General features: G+C 71.1%; 20 protein-coding genes. 9 read left to right on the forward strand and 11 right to left on the reverse strand.

All coding sequences use genetic code 11. The features are described 5' to 3' along the window. Together ACFQ7C_RS09575 and aqpZ are read left to right on the forward strand one after the other, a co-directional pair. Complete coding sequence (locus tag ACFQ7C_RS09575; protein WP_378899644.1) at positions 1-1,302, forward strand: DUF58 domain-containing protein; 1,302 nt, start codon at positions 1-3, stop codon at positions 1,300-1,302. Positions 1,303-1,465: 163 nt separating this feature from the next. Further along, entirely contained in the window at positions 1,466-2,254 is a 789-nt protein-coding gene (gene aqpZ, locus ACFQ7C_RS09580) for an aquaporin Z (RefSeq protein WP_378899647.1), read from the forward strand. 71 nt (positions 2,255-2,325) lie between these two features. Here the strand turns inward: aqpZ and katG are convergent, their stop codons facing one another. From katG to ACFQ7C_RS09595, 3 genes are all read right to left on the reverse strand, one after another. After that, on the reverse strand, positions 2,326-4,635 hold the full coding sequence (gene katG, locus ACFQ7C_RS09585) for a catalase/peroxidase HPI (RefSeq protein WP_378899650.1): 2,310 nt from the start codon (positions 4,633-4,635) through the stop codon (positions 2,326-2,328). Between the two features lie 40 nt (positions 4,636-4,675). Continuing rightward, positions 4,676-5,161, reverse strand: coding sequence for a Fur family transcriptional regulator (locus ACFQ7C_RS09590; protein WP_378899653.1), 486 nt, complete (start codon positions 5,159-5,161; stop codon positions 4,676-4,678). A 63-nt stretch (positions 5,162-5,224) separates the two neighbouring features. Then, a complete protein-coding gene (locus ACFQ7C_RS09595) occupies positions 5,225-6,220 on the reverse strand; it encodes a stage II sporulation protein M (RefSeq protein ID WP_378899656.1) in 996 nt (331 codons plus the stop codon). A gap of 16 nt (positions 6,221-6,236) precedes the next feature. Between ACFQ7C_RS09595 and ACFQ7C_RS09600 the strand changes: the two genes are divergently transcribed. Next, entirely contained in the window at positions 6,237-7,082 is an 846-nt protein-coding gene (locus ACFQ7C_RS09600) for an RDD family protein (RefSeq protein WP_378899659.1), read from the forward strand. Between the two features lie 174 nt (positions 7,083-7,256). Here the strand turns inward: ACFQ7C_RS09600 and ahcY are convergent, their stop codons facing one another. Then, positions 7,257-8,756: an adenosylhomocysteinase gene (gene ahcY, locus ACFQ7C_RS09605; RefSeq protein ID WP_378899662.1), complete on the reverse strand. Its 1,500-nt coding sequence runs from the start codon at positions 8,754-8,756 to the stop codon at positions 7,257-7,259. A gap of 46 nt (positions 8,757-8,802) precedes the next feature. Then, positions 8,803-9,009, reverse strand: a complete 207-nt coding sequence (locus ACFQ7C_RS09610) for a DUF3499 family protein (RefSeq protein ID WP_045301176.1) — start codon at positions 9,007-9,009, stop codon at positions 8,803-8,805. 153 nt (positions 9,010-9,162) lie between these two features. Here ACFQ7C_RS09610 and ACFQ7C_RS09615 point away from each other — a divergent pair, with 153 nt between their 5' ends. After that, entirely contained in the window at positions 9,163-9,603 is a 441-nt protein-coding gene (locus ACFQ7C_RS09615) for a metallopeptidase family protein (protein ID WP_378899665.1), read from the forward strand. A 15-nt stretch (positions 9,604-9,618) separates the two neighbouring features. Here ACFQ7C_RS09615 and ACFQ7C_RS09620 read toward each other — a convergent pair whose 3' ends face one another. The 4 genes from ACFQ7C_RS09620 to manA all read right to left on the reverse strand — a co-directional run bounded on the left by ACFQ7C_RS09620 (position 9,619) and on the right by manA (position 15,645). Further along, on the reverse strand, positions 9,619-11,025 hold the full coding sequence (locus ACFQ7C_RS09620) for a DUF5719 family protein (RefSeq protein WP_378899667.1): 1,407 nt from the start codon (positions 11,023-11,025) through the stop codon (positions 9,619-9,621). Continuing rightward, a complete protein-coding gene (locus tag ACFQ7C_RS09625) occupies positions 11,022-13,898 on the reverse strand; it encodes a glycosyltransferase (protein ID WP_378899670.1) in 2,877 nt (958 codons plus the stop codon). The genes ACFQ7C_RS09620 and ACFQ7C_RS09625 overlap by 4 nt, the downstream gene beginning before the upstream one ends. An 86-nt stretch (positions 13,899-13,984) precedes the next feature. Continuing rightward, positions 13,985-14,311 carry a WhiB family transcriptional regulator gene (locus ACFQ7C_RS09630; protein ID WP_163616798.1) on the reverse strand — a complete coding sequence of 109 codons (327 nt, stop codon included), beginning with the start codon at positions 14,309-14,311 and terminating at the stop codon, positions 13,985-13,987. Between the two features lie 185 nt (positions 14,312-14,496). Then, on the reverse strand, positions 14,497-15,645 hold the full coding sequence (gene manA / locus ACFQ7C_RS09635; RefSeq protein ID WP_378899674.1) for a mannose-6-phosphate isomerase, class I: 1,149 nt from the start codon (positions 15,643-15,645) through the stop codon (positions 14,497-14,499). Positions 15,646-15,752: 107 nt separating this feature from the next. Between manA and ACFQ7C_RS09640 the strand changes: the two genes are divergently transcribed. Further along, positions 15,753-17,249, forward strand: a complete 1,497-nt coding sequence (locus ACFQ7C_RS09640) for an O-antigen ligase family protein (protein WP_378899677.1) — start codon at positions 15,753-15,755, stop codon at positions 17,247-17,249. Continuing rightward, a complete protein-coding gene (locus ACFQ7C_RS09645; RefSeq protein ID WP_378899680.1) occupies positions 17,246-18,589 on the forward strand; it encodes an O-antigen ligase family protein in 1,344 nt (447 codons plus the stop codon). Before ACFQ7C_RS09640 ends, ACFQ7C_RS09645 begins: the two co-directional genes overlap by 4 nt. Positions 18,590-18,658: 69 nt before the next feature. Here the strand turns inward: ACFQ7C_RS09645 and ACFQ7C_RS09650 are convergent, their stop codons facing one another. Next, positions 18,659-19,405: an ABC transporter ATP-binding protein gene (locus ACFQ7C_RS09650; protein WP_378899683.1), complete on the reverse strand. Its 747-nt coding sequence runs from the start codon at positions 19,403-19,405 to the stop codon at positions 18,659-18,661. Continuing rightward, entirely contained in the window at positions 19,405-20,211 is an 807-nt protein-coding gene (locus ACFQ7C_RS09655) for an ABC transporter permease (protein ID WP_378899686.1), read from the reverse strand. The genes ACFQ7C_RS09650 and ACFQ7C_RS09655 overlap by 1 nt, the downstream gene beginning before the upstream one ends. 183 nt (positions 20,212-20,394) lie before the next feature. Between ACFQ7C_RS09655 and ACFQ7C_RS09660 the strand changes: the two genes are divergently transcribed. The 3 genes from ACFQ7C_RS09660 (at position 20,395) to ACFQ7C_RS09670 (ending at position 24,990) form a co-directional block, all read left to right on the forward strand. Further along, positions 20,395-21,375, forward strand: a complete 981-nt coding sequence (locus ACFQ7C_RS09660; protein ID WP_378899689.1) for a glycosyltransferase — start codon at positions 20,395-20,397, stop codon at positions 21,373-21,375. A gap of 1 nt (position 21,376) precedes the next feature. Then, on the forward strand, positions 21,377-23,014 hold the full coding sequence (locus tag ACFQ7C_RS09665; protein WP_378899692.1) for an ArnT family glycosyltransferase: 1,638 nt from the start codon (positions 21,377-21,379) through the stop codon (positions 23,012-23,014). A 95-nt stretch (positions 23,015-23,109) separates the two neighbouring features. Continuing rightward, positions 23,110-24,990 (forward strand): hypothetical protein, encoded by a 1,881-nt coding sequence (locus ACFQ7C_RS09670; protein WP_378899694.1) that lies wholly within the window; start codon positions 23,110-23,112, stop codon positions 24,988-24,990. Positions 24,991-25,040: the final 50 nt, after the last annotated feature.

Genomic DNA, 25,040 nt, shown 5'->3' on the forward strand with positions numbered 1-25,040 from the left:
ATGTACGTCACCGGTCGCCTGCCGCTGCTCCTCGCCGTCGGAGCGCTGCCCGTCGTGCTGCTGTCGACGGCGGGTGTCGACGCGTGGCTCACGGCCGCGGGGTGGGTGCTGCTGTGCCTGATCGCGACGCTCGGCGACGCGGCAGCGGCTCCCGACCCACGGCGGATCACGGTGACGCGGCGCCTTCCGTCACGCGTGCTGCTCGGGCAGCCCGTCGTCGCCGAGGTCCTGCTGCGCAACGGCGGCGAGCGCACGCTGCGCGGCCGTGTCCGCGACGCGTGGCAGCCGACGGCGGGGGCTCCCGCCGAGCGCCCGGCGATCGTCATCCCGCCCGGCGAGGCGCGGACGATCGGCGTCCCGCTCCTCCCCCGCCGTCGCGGCGAGCTGCGCTCGAGGTTCGTCGTGGTGCGCTCGGACGGACCGCTGCGCCTGGCCGGACGCCAGGCGCGCATCGACGCGCCGGGCGCGCTGCGCGTGCTGCCGCCCTTCACCGCCCGGCGCCACCTGCCCTCGCGGCTCGCCCGGCTGCGCGAGCTCGATGGCAACACGAGCGTGCAGGTGCGCGGACAGGGCACCGAGTTCGACTCGCTGCGCGAGTACGTGCGCGGTGACGACGTGCGCTCGATCGACTGGCGCGCGACGGCGCGGTCGAGCACGACGATGCTGCGCACGTGGCGTCCCGAGCGCGACCGCCACGTCGTGATCGTGATCGACACCGGCCGTACGGCCGCCGCGCGCGTCGGCGACGGCGTGCGGCTGGATGCCGCGATGGAGGCGGCGCTGCTGCTCGCGGCGCTCGCGACCCGGGCGGGCGACCACGTGCACCTGCTGATGTTCGATCGCACCATCCGGGCCCGCGTCACCCGCGTGGACGGACCGGGCCTGCTGTCCGCACTCGTCGACGCGATGGCGCCCGTCGAGCCGCAGCTGATCGACACCGACTGGGACGGCGCCTTCGCGCAGGTGCGCGCGCTCACGTCCCGCCCCTCGCTCGTGGTGCTGCTGACGGCGCAGGACGCCGCCGAGGCGGCGCGCGGCTTCCTCGGGTCGCTCCCGGCCCTCGCCCGCGGCGCCCACGTTCTGGTCGGCGCCGTCACGGACGAACAGGACCCGCTGCCCGAGCGCCCCGACGCCGCGGACGCGTACCGCGCCGCCGCCATCGCGCAGAGCGCACACGACGCCGCGGTCGTCGCGGCGGCCATCGGCCGCGCCGGCGGAGAGGCGATCGCCGCGACGCCGGAGGATCTGCCGCCCCGGATCGCCGACCGCTACCTGGCGCTGAAGGCCGCGGGCCGTCTCTGAGACGCCGGGGCGCAGCATCCGGAACCGCGAACGGCCGGGGACGAATGCCTGAACGTCCGGGGAAACTTGACGAGATCAGGCGTTATGGAGGGACACTCCGCGCGCGGTTCCTGGGAAACCGCTGAACATGCCGCTAGCCTCGCGACGAGGAAAGGAGTCCGCCATGTCGGATACCACCATCCCGCCCACCACGGTGAACAGGCTCGTCGCGGAGGCACTGGGAACGTTTCTGCTCGTCTTCGGCGGTGTCGGCGCAGCCCTGTTCGCGGCCAATTTCCCCGCCGACTCCGACAGCAACCCGCTGGGCATCGCGTTCGTCGGCGTCTCGCTGGCATTCGGTCTGACCGTCGTCGCCGGCGCGTACGCCTGGGGTCCGATCTCGGGCGGCCACTTCAATCCCGCGATCACACTCGGTCTCGCGGCAGCCGGCCGGTTCGAGTGGAAGAACACGATCGGCTACATCATCGCGCAGGTCATCGGCGGCGCGCTCGGCACGACGCTCATCGTGCTGATCGGCATCTTCAACCCCGACAACTGGCTCGCCAACGCCCAGGACGGCGGCTTCGCCTCGAACGGCTACGACGACCTCTCCCCGGGCGGCTTCGGCCTCGGCGCCGCCATCATCGCCGAGGTGCTGCTCACGGCGATCTTCGTGCTCATCATTCTCGGCGTCACGCACTCGACGCGCGGCACGGCGGCGCTCGCCCCGCTCGCGATCGGCCTCACGCTGACACTCATCCACCTGATCTCGATCCCGATCGACAACACGTCGGTGAACCCCGCACGCTCCATCGCCGCGGCGATCTACGGCGGCCCCGGCCCGCTGTCGCAGCTGTGGGTGTTCATCGTGTTCCCGATCGTCGGCGGCCTCCTCGCCGGCGTCCTGCATCGCGCGCTCTTCGAGCCCAAGGGCACGCTGCCCCCCGTGCAGGCCGAGGCGCGGGTCAAGTAGCCACCGCACGCATCACGAGGAGCGGCCCGCCCCCACTCGGGGACGGGCCGCTCCGCTGCGTGTCGCAGGTGTCAGACGAGGTCGAAGCGGTCGAGCTCGGTGACCTTGCCCCACGCCTTCACGAAGTCGCGCACGAACTTCTCGTTCGCGTCGTCCGAGGCGTACACCTCGGCCACGGCGCGCAGCTCGGAGTTCGACGAGAACAGCAGATCGACGCGCGTGCCGATGCCGACGGGCTCGCCGGAGCCGTCCTTGGCGCCCGAGAACGCGTGCGCGCCCGGGTCGAGCGGCTTCCAGGTGGTGCCGAGGTCGAGCAGGTTCACGAAGAAGTCGTTCGTGAGCACGCCCTTGCGGTCGGTGAACACGCCGTAGTCCGAACCGTCCCAGTTCGCACCGAGCACGCGCAGGCCGCCGACCAGCACCGTCAGCTCCGGCGCGCTCAGTGTGAGCAGGTTCGCACGGTCGATCAGGTGGTGCTCCTCGGGCATGAACGCCTGCGGGCCGTAGTAGTTGCGGAATCCGTCCGTGGTCGGCTCGAGGAACGCGAACGACGTGACGTCGGTCTGCTCCTGCGTCGCGTCGGTGCGGCCCGGGTGGAACACCACCTCGGCCTCGACGCCGGCGTCCTTCGCCGCCTTCTCGACCGCGGCGTTGCCCGCGAGCACGATGAGATCGGCCAGCGACACCTTCTTGCCGGAGGTTTGGCCGTGGTTGAACGAGGCCTGGATCTCCTCGAGCTTCGCGAGCACCGTGGCGAGCTGGGCGGGCTTGTTGACCTCCCAGTCCTTCTGCGGGGCGAGGCGGATGCGGGCGCCGTTGACGCCGCCGCGCTTGTCGCTGCCGCGGAACGAGGATGCCGCCGCCCATGTGGTCTCGACGAGCTCCGACACGCTCAGGCCGCTGTCGAGGATCTGCGCCTTCAGCGCCGCGGCATCGGCGGCGTCGATGAGGTCGTGGTCGACGGCGGGCACACGGTCCTGCCAGAGCAGCTCCTCGGCCGGCACCTCGGCGCCCAGGTAGCGCTCGATCGGGCCCATGTCGCGGTGCGTCAGCTTGAACCACGCGCGCGCGAACGCGTCGGCGAAGGCCTCGGGGTCGTCCTTGAACTTCCGCGAGATCGCGTCGTACGCCGGGTCGGTCCGCAGAGCGAGGTCGCTCGTGAGCATGCGCGGCTCGCGACGGCCGTTCGAGTGGGCCAGCGGCACCATGTCGGCGCCGCCGCCGTTGATCGGACGCCACTGGTGTCCGCCGCCCGGGCTGCGCATGAGCTCCCACTCGTAGGCGTAGAGGATGTGGAAGAACTCGTTGTCCCAGCGGGTCGGGTGGTAGGTCCAGGTCACCTCGAGGCCCGACGTGATCGTGTCGTCGCCGTGGCCCGTCCCGTGGTTGTTCTTCCAGCCCAGGCCCTGCTGCTCGAGGCCGGCGGCCTCCGGGTTGTGCTCGATGTTGGTGTCGGGTGCGGCGCCGTGGGTCTTGCCGAACGTGTGGCCACCGGCGATCAGCGCGACGGTCTCCTCGTCGTCCATCGCCATGCGACCGAACGTCTCGCGGATGTCGCGCGCGGACTTCAGCGGGTCGGGCTCGCCGTTGGGGCCTTCGGGGTTGACGTAGATGAGGCCCATCTGCACGGCCGCGAGCGGCTTCTCGAGCTCACGATCGCCCGAATAGCGCTCGTCGTCCAGCCACGTGGTCTCGGGACCCCAGTACACGTCGGCGTCCGGCTCCCACACGTCCGCGCGACCGCCGGCGTAGCCGAACGTCTGGAAGCCCATCGACTCCAGCGCCACGTTTCCGGCGAGGATCATGAGGTCGGCCCACGACAGCGACTGGCCGTACTTCTTCTTGACCGGCCACAGCAGGCGACGGGCCTTGTCGAGGTTGACGTTGTCGGGCCAGCTGTTCAGCGGCGCGAAGCGCTGCTGGCCGGCGCCGCCGCCGCCGCGGCCGTCGGTCACGCGGTACGTGCCCGCGCTGTGCCACGCCATGCGGATCATGAGCGGGCCGTAGTTGCCGAAGTCGGCGGGCCACCAGTCCTGCGACGTGGTGAGCGTCTCGGCGATGTCGGCCTTGACCGCGGCGAGGTCGAGCGACTCGAAGGCCGCCTTGTAGTCGAAGTCCTCACCCAGCGGGTTGGCGATCGCAGGGTTCTTGGCGAGGATCTTGAGGTTCAGCTGGTTCGGCCACCACACGCTGTTGGCGTTTCCGGTGGTCGGGTGAGGCTGACCGCCGTGGATGACCGGGCAGCCCTCGGATTCGTTCGGGCGCGGGCGGGTCTCGCCGTCCTCGCGCTCGTCGACCGGCGTGTCGATCGGGGTGACCGCCTGATCGGCGTCGGTCGGGTTCTCACCGATCTCCGGGATCGTGTCGTTGGTGTCGGTCATGGCTTCCTTCCAATCGGATGGGCTGGGGAATCGGACAGGATCAGGATGCGGCGGCCTCGGCCCGCACGCCGTGCCCGGCGTCGGCGGCCGTCGCGCACGCGGGGCAGATGCCCCAGAAGGTCACCTCGGCCACCTGCACGGTGTAGCCGTGCGGGTCGGACGGCGTCAGGCAGGGTGCCGCGCCGACGACGCAGTCGACGTCTTCGACGGCGCCGCATTGCGAGCAGATGAGGTGGTGGTGGTTGTCGTCGACGCGGAGTTCGAACAGGCCGGGGCGGCCCGCGGGCTCGATGCGGCGGGCGAGTCCTGCGTCGACGAAGTCGCCGAGCGCGTTGTACACGGATTGCAGGCTCGTGGCGGGGAGGGTCTGAGCCACGACCCCGAACAGCTCCTCGGCGCTCGCGTGCGGGCGCTCGACGAGCGCCTCGACGACGGCCCGCCGCGAATCCGTGACCCGCAGACCCGCGGCACGCAGTCGCGCGGCGGTGTCGACGGCGCGCGCGTCGACGGTGGGGTGCGGGGTCACACCCCGAGCCTAGCGTTGTTTTGAGTTACTCAAAACAGTGGTATGCAGCATCCGTCCCGCGGATCAGCCTGCGACGAGCGTGGGCGTGCCCGCTTCGTACTCGGTGAGATCGCCGCTCTCCCCCAGCCGATGGGCGCGGCGCCCCACCACGAGCATGTAGACGAGGAACAGCGCGAGCGCCGCCGCGCCGATGCCGATCTTGACCGGCCACGGCCACGGCTGCGCTGTCACGAAGCCCTCGATCACCCCCGAGACGCCGAGCGCGATCACGAGGCCGATCGCGATCGTCGCGAGGGAGCGGCCCGCCGCCGCGAGCGCCTCGCCGCGCGAGCGGGGTCCGGGGGCGACCCACGCCCAGAAGATCTGCAGGCCCGCAGCGCCCGCCACGAAGATGCAGGTGAGCTCGAGCAGGCCGTGCGGAAGGATGTACAGCACGAAGACGTCGCCGCGGTCGAACGCCGCCATCACCGCCGCCGCGGTGCCCACGCCGACGGCGTTCTGCACGAGGACCATGATCGGCCAGACGCCCGTGATGCCGAACAGCACGCACTGCGCCGCGATCCAGGCGTTGTTCGTCCAGACCGTGCCCGCGAACACGGCCGCCGGGTTCTCGCTGTAGTAGTCGGTGAACTCGTTCTCGGCGTACTGCTCGAGCTGCGCGCGGCTCCCGAGGCTCGCGATCAGCGCGGGGTCGCCCGACACCCACAGCGCGACGACGACCAGCACGATGACGAAGCCGATCGCGATCGCGAGCGTCGTCCACCGCACGCGGTAGAGCGCGGCCGGCAGCTGCAGCGCGAAGAAGCGCGGGATCTGGCGCATCACGTTCTCGGGCGCCCCGGTGAGCCGGAGCCGTGCGCGGCCCAGCATGGTCGAGATGTGGTCCCCCTGGATGCTGCGACCCGCGGACGTCTTCGCGTCGGCGAGGTCCGCGGAGGCCGCGCGGTACCGGGTGACGAGCTCGTCGACCTCGGCGCCGGAGAGCCGCCGCGTGCGGCTGAGCTGGTCGAGCCGCGCCCATTCCTCGCGCCGAGCGGCGGTCAGCGCGTCGAGGTCCATGCGCTTTACTGTAGCCATGCCCGCCGACCAGCCCGCGATCGTCGACATCCACCAGGACGAGGTGCTCACGGGCGAGGCCGTCGCGCTGGACGTGCAGCCGCTCGGCTACTTCCTCCGCGCGCTCGGCGTGCTCATCGACATGCTGCTCGGCGTCATCGTGTTCCTGCTGCTGGTGTGGGGCATCAGCTGGCTCGTGGGGATCGGCGCCGTGGACGAGGCGATCATGCCGATCCTGACGATCGTGCTGCTCGTGCTCGTCATGGTCGTGATCCCGACCGTCGTCGAGACCACCACGCACGGGCGCAGCCTCGGCAAGCTCGCCGTGGGCGGGCGCATCGTGCGCACCGACGGCGGCGCGGCGGGTTTCCGCCACGCGTTCATCCGCGCCCTCGTCGGCGTCTTCGAACTGTGGTTCACGGTGGGCGCCGTCGCCGCGCTCGTCGGCGCGTTCACGCCGCGGTCGCAGCGTCTCGGCGACCTGCTCGCCGGCACCTACTCCGAGCGCACGCGCACCCCGCGCCTGCCCGACCCGCAGCTGGGGATCCCCCCGGTGCTCGCGGAGTGGGCCGCTGTCGCGGACGTCGCCCGACTGCCTGAGCGCCTCTCGCGGCGCCTGGCCCAGTTCGCCCGATCGGCGGCGAGCATGGAGCCCACCGCACGGGCACGGGTCGCAGCATCCCTCGCCCGCGAAGCCGCCGAGCACGTCTCTCCCGTGCCGTCCGTCGACCCCGAGACGTTCCTCATCGGGGTCGTCGCCGTGCGCCGCGAGCGCGAGCTGCGCGCTCTGCGGCTCGAGACCGCGCGCGCCGACGCGCTGGCGGGACCGGTGTCCGCCCCGCCGCGCGGCTTCCCCGAGCGCTGAACCCGAGCCAACGGCGTCACCAAGCCCGCACCCCTGGCGGCGAGAGTACACCTGGTGGCCGAAAGGTAGGGAAGTTCCCTATCTCTCGGCCACCAGTTGTACTCTCGCCGTTGAAGCGCAGGCCCCAGGCCACGGACCACGGGCCACGGGCCACGGGCCACGGGCCACGGCGCCTCAGTAGCGGTAGTGGTCCAGCTTGTACGGGCCCTCGACCGGCACGCCGATGTATGCCGCCTGCTCGGGGGTCAGCTCGGTGAGCTGCACGCCGAGCGCGTCGAGGTGCAGGCGCGCGACCTTCTCGTCGAGGTGCTTCGGGAGCACGTAGACCGCTGTCGGGTACTCGTCGCGCTTCGTGAAGAGCTCGAGCTGCGCGAGCACCTGATTCGTGAACGACGCGCTCATGACGAACGACGGATGCCCCGTCGCATTGCCGAGATTCAGCAGCCGGCCCTCGCTCAGCACGAGCACGCTGCGCCCGTTCGGCAGGCGCCACTCGTGCACCTGGGGCTTGATCTCGATCTTCTCGACGCCCCCGAGCGACTCGAGTCCGGCCATGTCGATCTCGTTGTCGAAGTGGCCGACGTTGCCGACGATCGCGAGGTGCTTGAGCTTCAGCAGATCGTCGACGGTGACGACGTCCTTGTTGCCGGTGCCCGTGATGACGATGTCGACCTCGTCGGCGACATCGTCCAGGCGCGCGACCTGGTAGCCGTCCATCGCGGCCTGCAGCGCGCAGATGGGGTCGACCTCGCTCACGATGACGCGCGCGCCCTGGCCGCGCAGGGCCTCGGCGGCGCCCTTGCCGACGTCGCCGTAGCCGCACACGAACGCGACCTTGCCGCCCATCAGCACGTCGGTGGCGCGGTTGATGCCGTCGGGCAGCGAGTGGCGGATGCCGTACTTGTTGTCGAACTTCGACTTCGTCACCGAGTCGTTCACGTTGATCGCGGGGAACAGCAGATCGCCGGATGCTGCGAGCTCGTAGAGGCGGTGAACGCCCGTGGTGGTCTCCTCCGTGACACCGAGGAGGTCCCCCGCCATGCGCGTGAAGCGCTGCGGGTCGCGCGCGAGGCTGGCGCGGAGCGTGTCGAGGACGATGCGGTACTCGGCGGAGTCGTCGGCCGCGGCATCCGGAACCGTCCCGGCCTTCTCGAACTCGACGCCCTTGTGCACGAGGAGGGTGGCGTCGCCACCGTCGTCGAGGATCATGTTCGGGCCGTCGAAGCCCTCCGCGGTCCAGTCGAAGATGCGGTCGGCCAGGCGCCAGTACTCCTCGAGGGTCTCGCCCTTCCACGCGAAGACCGGGACGCCTGCCGGCGCGTCGACGGTGCCCGTCGGACCCACGACGACGGCCGCGGCCGCCTCGTCCTGCGTCGAGAAGATGTTGCAGCTCGCCCAGCGCACCTGCGCGCCGAGCGCGACGAGGGTCTCGATGAGCACCGCGGTCTGCACCGTCATGTGGAGCGACCCCGCGATGCGGGCCCCCTTGAGCGGCTGCGAGGCGCCGAACTCGTCGCGCAGCGCCATGAGTCCCGGCATCTCGTTCTCGGCGAGGCGCAGCTGATGGCGTCCGGCTTCCGCCAGCGAGAGGTCGGCGACCTCGTACTCGAGGCCCTCGGTGGGCTCGGTGACCGCGGGGGTGGCAGGCGTGGCGACGGGCGTGTGGGTCGGCATCCGCCCATTCTCCCACGCCCGCCGCGGGCCCCGGAAAGGCGCCGTGTCAGGCGCGGAGGGTCTCGTGCCTGACGACGACCCAGCCCTTGGGCACCGACAGCCGGTCGGTGTGGATCGCGCAGAGGTCGTGGGCGTGCGGGTCGCCCGCGGCGCCGAGCGGACCGAGGGCCGCCATCTGGTCGCCGTAGTCGTAGGTGAGCGTCGACACCGCCTCACGGGCGCATCCGACCTTGGAGCAGACTCTCTCGCGCATCGGGTCGACGCTATCGCGCGCAGGCGACACCGGGACGCATGCCGCGCCGCACTTCCACCCGAAGCCGGCGGGTCTTCGCCTGTCACGAGGTGCTGCCCGCAGCGGCGCTTCGTGGCAGGCGAACGGGATCGGAACGAGACCTAGGATGGGGGCATGGCGTGGCGTCGGAGCAGGACCAGCGAGCGCGCGCCGCGGCGCACGTCCCGTCACGGACGCCACGGCCGTGAGGGGCGCAGCTCCGTCGTGCGCCCGCCGCTCCCCCCGCTCGACACGCGGGTCGACCGCTTCGACCTGTCGGTGGGGACCGCCGCCGAGTTCCTGCGGTCGGCGTGGCCGGAGCTGCGCGACGTGCGCTTCGAGGTCGCCGACATGCCCGCCGCGACCGACGACGACGGCATCCCCCGCTGGACCGTCCTGCCCGACGCGGGCCGCATCATCCTGTACCGCCTGCCGATCGAGCGCCTCAGCCACCTGCACCGCGACGACGAGCTGCACCGGCGCATGCTCGTCGAGGGCGCCGTCTTCCGCGCGGCCGCGGAGTATCTCGACCGCGACCCGTGGGACCTCGGCCCTGAGCGCTTCCGGTACTTCTGACCAGGCTCGGCCCCGTCAGGGGTAGACGACGATCTCCGGGGTCGCCACGTCTGCCGGCCACACCGGCACGCCGGCGAGCGCCCCGTCGCCCGCGAACGAGAGCCCGGCGCGCACCGGCGCCTCCGGATCGAGCATGTAGAGCGATCGCGCGGCCAGGCGCACCGCGATCGATCCGTTCGCAGGGACAGTGAGGTCGAACGGCGAGCCGCCGTCGACCGGAGTGACGGCGACGACCGCCGGCTGGTCCGACGGGTTCACGATCGACAGCGACGGCGTCGGCCCGCCCGGTGTCGCGAACAGCGACGGCACCGTCACCTCGGGCGCCGGCGTGTACCACGCGAAGTCGTCGCCCGCGCCGACTCCCGTCGTCTGCCACACCGCCGCGACCACCGGCGCCTCCGCATCGAGGCTGACCGTGTAGGCGCCGGGAGCCAGCCCGTTGAGCGCGAGCTCGAGCGGCTTTCCGGCTTCGAGCGACACCTCCTGCGGGTCGCCGACGGGCTCGCTCCGGCCGGCCGCGGTCACGGTGACCCGGGCTGCGGCGGGGAGCACGGGTGACAGCATCCGCAGCACGGTCGTCTCCTCCGATGCCCCATCGTCGCCGGACGGACGCGCGACGGTGATGCCCGTGATCACCTGCTTGTTCTCCGTGTGGGCGATCGGGCCGACCTGATCGACCCCGGCCGGGGTCAGGGTTCGGGTCATGCTCGCCTGCAGCGACGCGTGGATCGGCGCGCCGACGGCCGACACCCGCACGACAGGGGTCTCCTCGCCGAGCGCGAGGCCGGCGAGCGGCACCACGCGCTGCGTGCCGGGCGCGATCACGAGGTCGACGCCGCCGGGGGGCGCCTGAGGCCCGTCCACCCCGTAGACCGTGAGCTGCACGGTCGCCGGAACCGAACCCGGGTTCGCGAGCAGCACCAGATCTGCGGCGCCCGTCGCCGCGGACCCGCCGACCAGCCAGGACTCGAGCAGCGGCTGACGGCACGCGGAGGCCGCGAATCCGGCGAGGTCGTCGGCGTTCGCGACCGCCGCGCCGGCGGCGGCGATGTCGACCGCCTGGCCGTCGCGGGGAGGGGCCGTGTACGCGAGGGGTCCCGGTCCGACGTCCGTGGTCTGCAGCTGCTGCTCCGCGGCGCCCCCGCCGTCGGCCGTGCCGCCGATGACCGACTGCGGTGCGGCGAGGGTCACGGTGGACGCCGCGGTGGGATTGCGCCCGATCGACAGCAGTCCGCCGTCGCAGGCGATGACGGATGCTGCCGGCGCCGGCGTCGCGAGCACGCTCAGCGGCTCTCGCACGAGGGTCGGCCAGGGCACCGAGACGGCCGTGACGACCGCGACGACCGCCAGCACCGACACGGCCGTGCCGATCAGCAGACGGGCGCTCGTCGTCGCCCAGCGGAACACGCGTCGATCGCTCATCGGCCCTCCTGCCAGTGCGGTCCCACGACACGCGGCGTGCGCCGCGCCTCCCGGATCGAGGTGGCCGTCGGCACGGCGAGCAGCAGCGCGATCCCGAAGATCGCGATCTGCCCGAAGGCGACCCACCGGCCGAGGACGGAGACGGATGCCGCCTCCTCCGGTCGCGGCGCGATGTCGTCGACGACGCGCCACAGTTCGCCCTTGGCGGTGTCGCCCACCACGACGAGCGTGTCGCGCTGGCCGAGCGCGGTCATCGCCGACAGACGTGTCGTGCGCGCAGCATCCGTCTCGGGCGGAGTGGCCGGTGCCAGCAGGATGAATCCGATCCCGCGGGCCGCGAGCTGCGCCACGACGTCCTCCGACGACGGAGTGACGAGGTCGGCGGCGAACACGGCGAGCTCTTCGTCCTGCGCCGTCGGCACGGTGCGCGTCGACAGCAGCGTGCTCTGGCCGCCGATCGTCTCGCTCGCGCCCCACACGACCTGCGCCGCCACCCCGCCATCGGCCTGCGGCGTGAGCACGATCGTCCCGACGTCCGGGTCCTCCCGCCCCTCGGCCGCGACGAAGGCGGGAAGCGTGCTCGCGGGTCCGTTCGCGATGGTGGCGGCGCCGCGCGTGAAGGCGGTCAGCGAGGGCACGGCGAGCACGACGGCGGCCGCGAACACGAGGATCGCCGCGACCCCGCGCACGAGGGCGACGCGTGGTGCGAGACCGGCGTCGAGGGCGACGAGGGCGCCTCCGATGCCGCCGAGCCATGCGAGGCTCAGCCCGGCGCCCGGCCACAGCGGCACGGTGGCCGACTGGGCGAAGGCGACCGAGATCCCGACGACGGCGAACGCCGTCCCGAGGCCGAGCGCGGTGATCGCGAGCAGCGCGATGCCCGCCGCCCAGCGCTGGGTGAGGGGCGCGGCGAGGGCGAGGAGCGCGAGCGGCACGCTGAGCAGCGGCACCCACCACGTCGGCCCATCGGGAAGGATCGTCGTCCACCCGGCGAGATCGGGCGTCGGAATGCCGGCGGTCAGGAGCGCACGGCCGGCCGCATCGGGCGCGACCTGGGGGCCTGCCCACGGCACGCCCGGATCGGCGAGGAGGCCCCACACCTGCGCGTTCGCCACCGCGTTCCAGACGAGCGGGAGCGCGAGGGCGACGGACGGGATGAGCGTCCAGATCAGGCGGGCGATGCCGCGACCGGCGCGCAGGATCACCGCGAGCAGCACGGCGCCCGCCCACACGACCGCCATCGCAGGAGCGAGGGAGGGTGCACTCGCCACCACGACGGCGAGCAGGATCGAGGCAGCGCCGGCGCCCGCCCACGAGCGGTGGGCGACGGACCCGGCGTAGAACAGCCACGGCAGCACCAGGTGCACGATCACGCCCGTGGGTCGCCCCTGGGTGAGGGCGACGAGGAGCGTGGGCGACAGCGCCCAGACCGCCCCGCCGAGCAGTCGCAGGCTCGCGCGCTCGGTCACCCGCGTCGCGGCGAACCAGCCTCCGAGCGCCGCGAACGGAAGCGCCAGCACCCAGAGCAGGACCAGGCCGCGGGACGGCGCCCAGGCCCAGAGGGAGCCGAGCACGGCCACGACGGCCGCGAACGGATCGGCGGGGCCGATCGTGTCGAGCCCGAGGGCGCGCTGACCGTACGCGGCGTCGTCCCACAGCTGTCCGACGGTGGTCGCCAGCGGCTGAAGCGCTCCCCCGCCGAGCACGGGCCAGGCCAGCAGCGCCGGGAACGCGGCGACCGAGACGACGAGCGCGGCGAGCACGAGCCACGCGCCGCCGCCGGCGAAGAACCTCAGATCGCTGCGCCGGTGGCCGCCGATCGTCACCTCGGGGTCGTCGTCGAGCCGCTCCCGCAGTTCGCTCCGGCTCGTGCGCAACGGCGCCACCTGCGCCCACGACGCCGTCCGTGCGCGGGCGAGCCGGCGACGGGCCCGCAGGACGGGCATGATGCGCACGAGCGCGACGGCGGCCGCCGCCCACTCCGCGGAGATGCGTCCGGGCTGCTTGCGGGCCAGGTCCACGATCGAACGCCACAGCGCGAGCGGGAGGATGGTGAGCCAGTGCAGCGGCGCCACGACCACCGGGGCGTAGACGAGGCGGCGATGCAGCTGCGCCACCCGTTCCGCGTAGACGGCGCGACGCCGTCGCTGCGGAGTGAGCGGCGTGGGCAGTCCGGCGACGCCGTCCCCTGCCGTCGCGACCAGCGCGGCGGGAACCAGCGAGATGCGGCCGCCCGCCAGCCGGGCACGCACACCGAGATCGAGGCCCTCGTCGGCACCGGACAGTGCGCGATCGAGGCCGCCGAGTCGCTCCCAGGCATCGGCACGGACGAGGATGCCGCGGACGTCGGCGCCGAGCACGTCCTCGCGGGCGTCGTGCTGGCCCTGATCGAGCTCGTCGTCGGCGAGGCCGACGGTGCGGCCGAACCGCGTCATCCCGACGCCGAGCGACACGATCTCGGAGCGGTCGTCCCAGCGCACGAGCTTGGGTGCGACGAAGGCCACGGACGGCGAGAGCTCGAGCGCGCCGGCGAGGCGCGCCAGGGCGTCGGGCTCGGGCGCGGTGTCCTGCGCGAGCAGCCACACCGCGTCGCCGTCGATGCGCGGCGTGACGAGGTCCGTCGCCGCCGCGAAGCCGGTGGACGCCGGCGCCTTCACGACGGACTCGGCGGCCGCGGCATCCGCGACCTCGAACAGGTGATCGTCACCCCCGCACACCACGATGGTGAGCACGTCGACGGGTCGGGACTGCTCGGCGAGTGCCGCGAGCGTGCGTCGCAGATGGAACGCCGCCGGGGTACGACCATCGGGGCGAACCACCACGATGGCATGGACGCGGTTCGAGCTGACGGTGTTCGACGTGTCGCTGCGCATGTCCTGGTCAGCCTAGGTCGCGCTCGCGGGTCGCTCCCGGCGCACGCGCCGGGTCGGCCGGATCGAGCCGGCCGACCGGCGTGCGTTCAGCCTGCTCGACGCTTCAGCTTGCGACGCTCGCGCTCGCTGAGACCGCCCCAGATCCCGAACCGCTCGTCGTTCTGCAGCGCATACTCGAGGCATTCGCCTCGCACGTCGCACGACGTGCAGATGCGCTTCGCATCACGCGTGGAGCCGCCCTTCTCAGGGAAGAACGCCTCCGGATCGGTCTGCGCACACAGTGCGTCGGTCTGCCATGCGAGCGGATTGTCTTCTTCCGCATCGATGTTGCGGCGTACCCCCGGAACCCCCAGTTGAACCGGATCGACGAACCAGTCGTCGGGAACGCCGGAACGGTATTGAGAAACCGTCATGTCGTTCTCACCCCCCGTGATCCTGCTCCACGCTGGTGCGTGTTGTACGGCTAATTACACCCGTGTAGTTCGACGAGGTCAAGTCGCAGATAGTAAATGCTCAACCGCCTCTTGAACCTTCACGACGCGCCGTCGGCGTGTCGCTCTGTGATAACGGTCCGATGAGAAAGCGATGAGGCGATGCGTCAGCGTCCCGGGAGGGCGATGAACAGCTCCCCCGAGCCCGTCACCCGGAGTCCGCCCTCGTCGGGGGTGACCAGCACGGCCCCGCCTGGCTGGAGCGCCGCGCGCTCGCCGGTGGCGCGCCCCGACAGCTCCGGCGACCCCGCGGTGGCGACGGCGATCGCCGGGCCCTCCAGCGCCACCTCGACCCCCTCCGCAGTGGGCTCGACGGCGAGCAGGGCGAAGTCGGCGACGGGGACGTCGTAGTGGCGGATGCTGCCGCCCACGGTCCGCGCACGGATCACGGGCGGCATGCCCGGCGCGGGGTCGAGCACGCTCACGAGCTCCGCCGCATCGACGTGCTTGGGCGTCAGACCCCCGCGCAGCACGTTGTCGCTCGCGGCCATCAGCTCGACGCCGAGGCCTTCGAGGTAGGCGTGCAGCACTCCGGCGGGCACGAAGAGCCCCTCGCCGCGGCGCAGCGTCACGAGGTTCATGAGCAGCGCCACGACGATTCCGGGATCGCCCGGGAACGCGGCATCCAGCGTGCGCGCCAGCGCGAGCTCGGCGGCGAACTCGTCGGACTCGGCCGAGACGGCGGCGGCGATCACGTCGCGAGCGGCGTCGGCGCCGTCGGACAGCAGCCAGCCGATGACGGCCGAGAGCGCAGCATCCGGTCCCGCGAGGCGCTCGGCGAGCGCCGCCGCACCCGGTCCGAGCGCCGCCACCAGGCGACGCGTCGTCTCGAGGTCGCGCAGGCCCGCGACCGCGCGGAACGTGTCGCTCAGCGCCACGATGAGCTCGGGCTTGTGGTTCGCATCGCGGTAGGTGCGGTCGGCGGCGTCACGCGGGATCCCCGCGGCCTCCTCGCGCGCGAACCCCGCCTCGGCCTGCGCCTTCGACGGGTGCGCCTGGATGGAGAGAGCGGATGCCGCGGCCAGCAGCTTGAGCAGGTAGGGCAGCGGCTCGTCGATGCCCGCGGCCGGCCCCTCTTCGGCGATCCATCGGTCCAGCGTTCGGCCGTCGGCCGTCTCGGCCGGGTCGCCGGGATGGTCGCCGAACCAGACCTCCGCTTCGGGACGGCCCGACGCGGGGCGGCCCTCGAGATCGGCGAGCAGGGAGGTCGAGCCCCAGGCGTAGTCGCGGGGCTGGTTCGAGAGCGGGATCAGCACGCGAACAGCCTACGACGGGGTCCGGTGCGCCCCGCTCCGCCGACGCGCTTCCCACCGGTCGTCGCGGGATCGAAGCGCGTCGAAACGGCCGGGGTACCCTGAGTGCGATGGCCGTCCACTCGAAGCACCCGGCGTCGGCGCCGCCGGAACCGCCGGTCCGCGAGAAGACCGGCCACCTCATGCTGCGCGGCTGGTGCATCTTCGTCATCTTCATGTCGCTGTCGGGCACCGCGTGGGTGAACGCCTTCGGCGAGCCGACGACGGCCGTCATCACCATAGCGGGCGGCGTGCTGTCCGCGGTGCTGTGGATCGTGCTGCGTCCGCCGGTGCAGTGGCGACGCCTGCCCTGGTTCGTCGTCGCCTACGTCGCCTGGGCGACGGTGTCGCTCGCGTGGTCGGCGTGGCCCGCGACGACCGCCCTCACCCTGCTGCTGCTGTGGATCACCACGCTGCAGGCGCTCTTCATCGGGAGCGTGCTCACGTGGCGCGAGCTCGTGCGCGCGGCGGCGTCGGCGCTCAAGTGGGTCATGGCGCTCTCGTTCCTCTTCGAGCTGTGGGTGTGGGTGTTCGTCCGCGCGCCGCTCATGCCGGGGTTCGTCGTGGAGAAGGCCGAAGACCCGATCCAGTACTGGTCGCGCAACAACCTCTTCGAGTGGGACAAGCGCATCCAGGGGATCATGGGCAACGCCAATCTCCTCGCACCCGTGGCGCTGCTGGCGATCATCGTGTTCAGCATCCGGCTCGCCTCCGGCGCTCCCCGGCGGACGTTCCTGTGGATCTGGATCGGACTGTCGGCCTTCCTGTTCGTGCGCGCCGGATCGGCCACCGCCTACCTCACCGCCGCCGCCGTGGTCGTCGTGCTCGTCACGGTGCTGCTCATGCGCACCGCCACCAAGCCCGGCGAGCGCAGCAAGTACTACGTGGGATACGTCGTCGTCGGCGTGGGCGGGCTGCTGGCCCTGTGGCTGCTGCGCGACACGATCTTCACCGCGCTCGGACGCAACTCCGACCTCACGGGGCGCGAGGGGATCTGGGAGCAGGTGCTCGCGCGCGCCGCGGAGCGCCGCTGGACCGGCTGGGGCTTCGCGACGCCATGGGTGACGGGCGACGATGCATTCGACATCCGGATCATCGATCACGGACAGCTCGTCATGCAGGCCCACAACATGTGGGTGGACGTCGCCATGCAGCTCGGCATCATCGGCGTCGTCCTCCTCGCCCTCCTCTATCTCGCCTTCGTGTGGCGCGCGTGGTTCTTCGCGATCGACCGGCCGCGGTGGGACCTCCGCGCCGACCGGCCGTACTCGCCGCTGACCCTCCTGCCCACACTCGTGGGCGCGATCCTGCTGGTGCAGGGGCTCGCCGAGTCGAGTCCCCTCCTCCTGTGGGGCTGGCTCTTCCTCGTGATGCTCGGGGCCAAGATCAAGCAGTCGCCGCACGTCGGCGTCGGTCCGGCCGAGCAGACCGTCGCGATCGAGCGGGGCGAGGCCGTCGCGCGCGACCATCCCGCCGGGCGGGAGCCGGGTGGCGGCGGGACGACCGCGAGCGGCGCGGTCACCGGCGGCTCCACCGCACCGAATCGGCCGGCAGGGCACGGCGCGTGACCGACACGCCGCGTGCCGCGTCCTCCGGGTGGCTGGGCACGCTGCTGGCCTCGGCATCATTCGCCCGCGCCTTCACGCTCGTCGTCTTCGCCACCGTCTTCTCGGCCCACGCGATCGAGCGGACCGCCGGCCGCGTCACCTACGTCACGATCGTCGCGGGGCTCTGCGTTCTGGGTGTCGCGGTGATGGTCGCCCGCCGGCGCGAGCTCTCACTGCTGCGGCTCGTGCCGACGACCGTCGTCGTGTTCGTCGCGTGGGCGCTCGCCAGCATCTTCTGGAGCGAGGACCCCGCGACGTCCTTCTGGAGCTGGGTGTCGATGGCGGCGCTCGCGTTCCTCGCGGTGGTCATCGGGCATGTCCGCGACACCCTGCAGACGGTGCGTGCACTCGGCGACGTGCTGCGCGTGCTCCTCGCCGTGTCGCTCGCACTGGAGGTCCTCTCGGGCATCCTGCTCGACATCCCCTTCACGTTCCTCGGCATCCAGGGCAGGATCGCCGAGCTCGGCCCGGTGCAGGGCATCTTCGGCACGCGCAACCTGCTCGGCTTCGTCGCGGTGATGGCGCTCATCACCTTCCTCATCGAGTACCGCACGCAGTCGGTGCGCCCGGGAGTCTCGGTGGTGTCCGTCGTGCTGGCGGGCGGCCTGGCCGCTCTGAGCGACTCCCCCACCGTGGTCGTCCTCGCCCTCGGCGTCGGGCTCGCCGTCGGGGCGCTCGCCCTGGTGCGCCACGCCCGCCCCGAGCGCCGCGCGGGCCTGCAGCTCGCGCTCGGCGCGCTCGTCGTCATCGGCGTGTTCGTGGGCTACACGGCGCGGCATCCGATCATCGCGCTGCTCGGCGCCGGCACCGACTTCTCGATGCGCGTCGAGCTGTGGAACTACATGGTCGACCTCCTCCGCCAGAACCCGGTGCAGGGCTTCGGGTGGTTCGGCGTCTGGGATCAGGGGCAGTACCCGTTCAACGCCATCAACTACTGGCTCCGCACGGACCACGCCACCGGCCTCAACGCGTACTTCGACGTCGCCCTGCAGCTCGGCTGGGTCGGGTTGGTGCTGTTCCTCGCGCTGGGCGCGCTGGCGCTGGGGCGGTCCTGGCTGGTGGCCGGCGAGCGCCGCTCGGTCGTCTACGCGTGGACTCCGCTCATCCTGGTGACGCTGCTGATCGACTCGATGTTCGAGAGCTTCACCCTGACGGGCCTCGGCTGGCTCATGCTCGTCCTGTGCGCGGTGCGCGCGGGCCAGTCGCGCTCCTGGCGCGAGAAGCTCGACAGCGGGACGGATGCTGCGGGCCCGGGCGCCGCGGGCGACTCGGGGCTTCCGCACGCCCAGGGCGACGGCTGAGCGCCTCCGCGCATCCGCCGTCCACGACGCTCGGAGCGCCGCACTCGCCGCCCACCCGCGGCTGCCGCCTCACCCGACGGGGTAATCCGCGTTGTAACGGTCGAGCACCTCGCCGATCGGAGCGTCCAAGGCCAGACGATGCCTGTCGAGGTAGAGCCCGCGCGAGCAGAAGCGGCGCAGATCACGCTCGCTGTGCGACACGAAGAAGAGCGTGCGGCCGTCGGCGAGGAGCTCATCGATGCGCGTGTAGCACTTCTCGCGGAAGGCCTTGTCGCCGACGGCGAGCACCTCGTCGACCAGCAGGATCGGCTCTTCGAGCTGTGACACGACCGAGAACGCCAGGCGCACCTTCATTCCGTTGCTGAGGTGCTTGTAGGGGGTGTCGATGAAGTCCTCGAGTTCCGCGAAGTCGATGATCCCGTCGAATCGGCGCGCCACCTCGGCCTTCGACATGCCGTGCAGTCCCGCGGTGAGGCGCACGTTCTCCCGAACGGTCAGGTCGCCGACGAACCCGCCCGTGATCTCGATGAGCGGCGCCACTCCGCCGTTGACCGCCACGGACCCTTCGTCTGCGAGAAGCACCCCTGCGACGAGTTTCAGCAGGGTCGACTTGCCCTGACCGTTGCGGCCGACGACGCCGATCGACTCACCCGGCTTCACGTCGAAGCTGACGTCGCGCAGCGCCCAGAATTCACCGGGCTTCGACCGCCGGGTGGAGTCCGAGAACAGGTCCTTGATGCTGCGACGGCCCCGTCTGTTGCGCCGGAAGCGCACGCCGAGGTCCTGGACCTCGATGGCGAGATCGGATGCCGTCATCACAGCTCCTTCAGCACGGGGCGCTCGAGCCGCCGGAACACGGATATCCCGAGGGCGAGGAAGAGGAAGGACATCACCGCGCCCGTTCCGATGACCCACGGGTCCCATTCCTCCGCGAAGAAGCCGACGCGGTACAGCGCGAAGATCCCCGACAGCGGGTTGAAGGCGGCGAGCGTCTCGAATGCGCCGGGGAGATCCTCGACGCCGTAGATCACCGGCGATGCGTAGAACAGCGCCCGCAGGATGAGTTTCGTCGTGCGCTCCAGGTCGGTCCAGAGCACGCAGAGCGGGGCGACGAGAAGCCCCAGCCCGACCAGCAGCACCGTCTGCAGCGCGATCGCCACCGGGACCCACAGGAGACCCCACCCGAGTTCGGCAGGGTGCTCCGAGTACTGCGAGATCACGACGAACAGCGCAAGGACGGGGAGCGAACACAGGAACTCGACGCCCTTGCTGAGAACGATCCGGTTGACCCAGATGGATCTCGGGATCGCAGTGGAGCGCACCAGGCGGGCGTCCTTGCTGAACGCGCGGGTGAAGTCGGACACGGACGAGTTGAACCACACCCAGGGCAGAAGTGCGGTGATCAGAAACACGATGTACGGCTCGTGACCCACTGTGCGTTGGAACACCTGCGTGAAGACGAACCAATAGATGGCGCTCATGACGAGCGGGTCGAGGATCGACCACAGGTAGCCGAGCGCGCTCGTGGCGTAGCGCACTTTGAGGTCGCGCGCCGACAGCAGCCACAGCGAGTGGAGATAGCGCCGAGGCGATCCGGGGGCGCCGACGGCGGCTGTGGTCACATGCTCAAGTCTATGGCCGACCGCTTGCGGACCGCGGACCCGCGGAGGTGCGATCCCACGGTGGGGGTGGAGCGGACCCCAGGCTCCCATTCGGCTGAAGGGCGTCGACACTCTGACCAGGTAGAATCTGCACTCGGCCGACGCTTTCTCGGCCCGTTGCTTCGCGCTCGGAGAACCTCCCCTGTGACTTCTGTGCCCACCCCCTCGTTCGACCCGGCCTCGGCGACCATCGCCGTCGTGACATTCAACCGGTCGGGTCTGCTTTCGCGGCTGCTGACGAGCCTGTCGGCGATGGACCCCAAGCCCGGCCACGTCGTGGTGATCGACAACGCCTCGACCGACGACACCACGGACGTGGTCGAGTCGTTCCGCGAGGGGCTCGAGCCCGCCACCCTCGTCTACCACCGCATGGAGACGAACACGGGCGGCTCGGGCGGGTTCAGCGAAGGCATGCGTGTCGCGTACGAGCTCGGCTCGGAGTGGATCTGGCTCATGGACGACGACGTCGAGGTTCTCCCCGACGGCCTCGCGAAGATGGGCAAGTGGGCTCCGCGCTTCAAGAGCATCCAGGGGCGCCGGTACGACTACGACGGCAGCGCCTTCTACTGGCAGTACCGCATCGCGGAGCCCCTCGGCATCCCCATCCCCTTCGCTCCCGCCGAGTTCGACGAGTCCGGCTACAAGCCGATGAACTCGGGATGCTTCGAGGGCATGTTCATCCACCGCGACATCGTCCAGCAGATCGGTCTTCCTGACCCGCGCTTCTTCATCTACTGGGACGACCAGATGTACGGCTGGCTCGCGTCGCGCAAGACCCGGTCGGTGATCGTCGACGAGTTCGTTCTGCGGCGCACCCGCGAGATCAAGCAGTGGGACATGGGCATCCGTCACATGAACGCGTCGAGCAACGCGTACCGCTACTACATCATGCGCAACCGCGCATACATCAAGAAGTACTACCGCTCGCTCGACGTCTACAATCCCTTCCTGTTCGGTCTGGGCACGAGCTTGACGTTCGGCAAGGAGCTCATTCGCCTCGTGTTCGTGGAACGCACCTTCCGCGGGACGTCGAATCTCTTCCGCGGCCTGCGCGACGGACGCAAGATCGACAAGGATGCCTCGTGGCAGCCGATGCCGCCGCTTCAGAGCTCGAGGGTCGCCTGAGGTGACCCTCGAGCGCACCGACTCTGCGAGCACCCTTGCGGAGGGACCGGCGCGTCGTCGGCCTGACAGGCTGATCATCCCCCTCCTCGTCGCCATCGTCGTCGTGGGCGGAACGGTGCGCTTCGCAGGCGTGACCTGGGGTCTGCCGCTGCTGCTGCATCCCGACGAGTGGGTGGTCGTCGGCGGCGCGATCGACCTCGCTGAGCGCAACTCGTTCGCGCCCGCCTACTTCTTCCGGCCCGACCATCTCGAGATCCAGCTGAGCTATCTCGCGTTCCAGGCATGGTCGCACCTGGTCATGGGCATGCCGGCCGAGGCCGCGTACGCCATCTCGCCGGCACCCTTCTACGCGATCTCGCGGGCCCTGACGGCAGCCTTCGGAACCGCGATGATCCCGCTCGCATACCTGATCGGGAGGGATCACTCGAGGTGGGCCGGCCTGTTCGCGGCGTTCGGAATCGCGTTCTTCCCGCCCTTCGTCGAGCATTCGCGCTACGCGACTCCGGACATTCCGCTCGCATTCACCGTTCTCGTCGTCCTCTACGCCTGCATCGCGTACACGCGGACGAGCAGCTGGTGGTGGCTCGCGCTGGCCTGCCTCGGCGTCGCGGCGGGCATCACCGTGAAGTATCCCGCCATCGTCGGCACGGCCGCAATCGCAGCCGTCGTGATCGTCGATGCGCTGCGGCACCGGGCGCCACTGCGCATCGTCAGCCGTGGAGGCGCCGCGATCGGAATGGTCGTCGGCATGACCTTCCTCCTCTCGCCCACGCTGTTCACCAACGCCTCCGAAGTCGCCCGGCAGTTCTCCGTCCAGAACGCCGGGACGCACCTGGGCGCAGGCGGTCTCGGCTTCTTCGGCAATGCGGCGTTCTATGTGACGACCTTCGTCGAGTCCGGAGGCGTGCTGGTGGCCGTGTTCGCCGGCGTCGGAGTCGTGGCGCTCCTTCTGCGCGATTGGGGGACCCTCGTCCCGTACATGATCGGACTCGTGTACTGGATCGCGCTGTCGAGCCTCAGCCTGCATTGGGATCGGTGGGGGCTTCCCGTCTACGCCGTGACCATCGTCCTCGGCGGCATCGGCGTGCACACGCTCTGGAGCATGTGCGCCGGTCTGCGCCGTCAGCGGGTGCCGGCACGGGCGGCGGTGGCCGTCATCGCATCCCTCTCGGGAGTCACGCTCTTGGCGGGCACGGCGGCGCAGGTGGCATACGCTGCCGCGCCCGACACGCGCTCCACCGCGGCCGGCGAGCTCCAGGCGCTCGGCGCGACGCCCGCCAACACCGCCTTCGACGGCTACACACCGTTCCATCCGCAGGGGCCGGGCTCCATCGCATCCGGCCTCACCCTCACGGAGGGGCAGCCCGCTGCCTCGGACGGATCCGGCGACGTCCGCTACGTTCTCACGTCGTCGCTGATGTCCGACCGGTACCTCGCCGAACCGGAGCGGCAGCCGCAGTTCGACCTCTACAGCGCAGTCGCCGAGCTGCCCGTCGTCGAGGTGTGGGGCTCCCTCGGCCTGCCCCCGCGCTCCCCCGTCGAGCTGACGCAGATCGTCGCCGCCGGCGACTACGTGCACCGACTCCTCCGGGGGGCGACCGTCGGGCCGGAACTCACGCTGTACCGCCTGCCGAACTGAGGGAGCCGCACCGGACGACAGAGCGAGTCCGGGCGGCGACCGCAACCGGCTCCGACGCGGCGGGAGGCGACGACCCCGCCGATTATCATTGTGCGATGCCTCCCCACCATCCCGCCGACGGCGACACGGCGGCCAAGCCCCCACGCATTCCCGTTTCGAGATACGTGCTCGTCGCGGCCATCGCCGCCGTGGTCTTCGTCGTCACGCAGCTGGCCGGCCAGCTGATCGCGGTGCACAATCCGCTGACGCGTATGCGGACGTTCCTGTGGCACGACCAGCTCGGCTACCTGGCGATCGCGGCGAACGTCCGCGATGGCGACCTCAGCAGCCCCGAGCCGCTGACCGAGACAGGCATCAGCCACTATCCGAGGTTGTATTACTCGCTCGTGGGGGCGGTGTCGCGGCTCACCGGGCTCGACGTCTACATGACGTGGAACATCATGGGCATCCTCTTCCAGGTCACCGCCGTCATCGTCCTCGCGTGCGTGATGATCACCCTCAGCCGTCGGTGGTGGCTCGGGCTGCTGTCGCCGCTGCTTTTCCTCACGGGCGTCTTCGCGTACCTCCAGACGGGCGGCTGGTACATCGTCCTCCAGGCCCATGCCGTGCTGTGGGGCCCCTACGGGGCGCTGTTCTCGAAGAACGGTGAGAGCGCCGGGTTGTCCGTCGGCATCATCGCCGTGTCGCTGCTCATGTGGACGTGGTGCCGGCCGCGGACGCGCGTCGTGCGATGGAGCGTCACCATCATCGTGGGCGCCGCCATCGGCATGCTCTCGGCATTCCAGACGTATTCGTTCCTCATCACCGCGTTCGTCGTGGTGTTCGGGACGTCCGCGACCGCGATCGCGCGATCCCGCAGGGTGTACGTCCACCTCGCGGTCAGCGGAGCGCTCCTGGTGGCCACGGCGCTTGCCGGCCCTTTCGTCGCCGCACAGGCCGGCCAGCTGCCCACGCTGGTGTTCGGTCTCCTTCCCGCGGTCCCGGGCTTGGTGCTCGCCGCGATCCAGACACGCGGCCTCGTCGTCGCAGCCGGTGTCGCGGCACTGGCGACGGCCCTGCCGCAGGTGCTCTTCACCGTCACGGGTGTTCTCGACGGCGATCCGTTCCTGTTGTACCGAGTCGCATCCAACCACGCGCTCGGCGTCGTCTCCTGGCAGGCGCTCGTCGGTGCACTGCCGGTGCTCGTGCCACTCCTGGGAGTGGGCGCGATCGGCGTGATGCGTCGTGAAGCGGCGCTGATCGGACCGGCGCTCGGCAGCGCCGTGGCGTTCGTGTTCCTCGCCGTCAACGACCTGTGGGGCGCCAACGCCGAGCCGTACCGATTCTGGATCAACGGTCTGACGCTCGGCGGCGTGATAGCCGCCCTGTGCTGGTCGTGGGCGGTACGTCGAGAGGACACCCCGTCGCCGGACGCTCCCCCCGCCGAGAAACGCTACGTCGGCGGCTCCCGCGCCACGCACCGGGTGGCTCTCGCCGTGCTGAGCGCGACCACGGTCCTGTACCTCCTCGCGTTTCCCGACTGGATCAGCTACATCACCGACGACACCGCGCAGGCAAGCTGGAGCTCGCGGACCGAGCGCGAGCAGGCGACCTCGGCGCTCGCCTCGCAGGCCGCCTCGACCGAAGATTCGCTGATCCTCCCCGATCTGTGCGTGGACCCGCGGACCACGAAGGTGAGCAGCGGTGCGCCCATGGCGTATTACCACCTCGGTATGGCATGGCCGGCCGAGAAGCAGGCGATCGATGCTTCCCACGAGGGCCGGGCCACCGGATCCCTGGACTTCGATGCGATGGCGGACGCGGACATCGGCTGGATCATGACGGACTCGACGTGCTCGTACGACTGGGGCGCGGAGTACAGCGACCAGCTGGATCTCGTCGCGGAGCGCGAGTACACGCTCACCCCCGAGGAAGCCCGACTTCTCGGCCGCCCGGCGAGCGGCGCGATCCGTCTGTGGCGTGTTCTCGACGACTGACCGGCGTGTCGCCGGGCTGGCCCGTTTCAGGGTGGCGCCGGGCATTCACG

This window comes from Microbacterium sp. NPDC056569 (assembly GCF_042793475.1).
Taxonomy (GTDB): Bacteria; Actinomycetota; Actinomycetes; order Actinomycetales; family Microbacteriaceae; genus Microbacterium.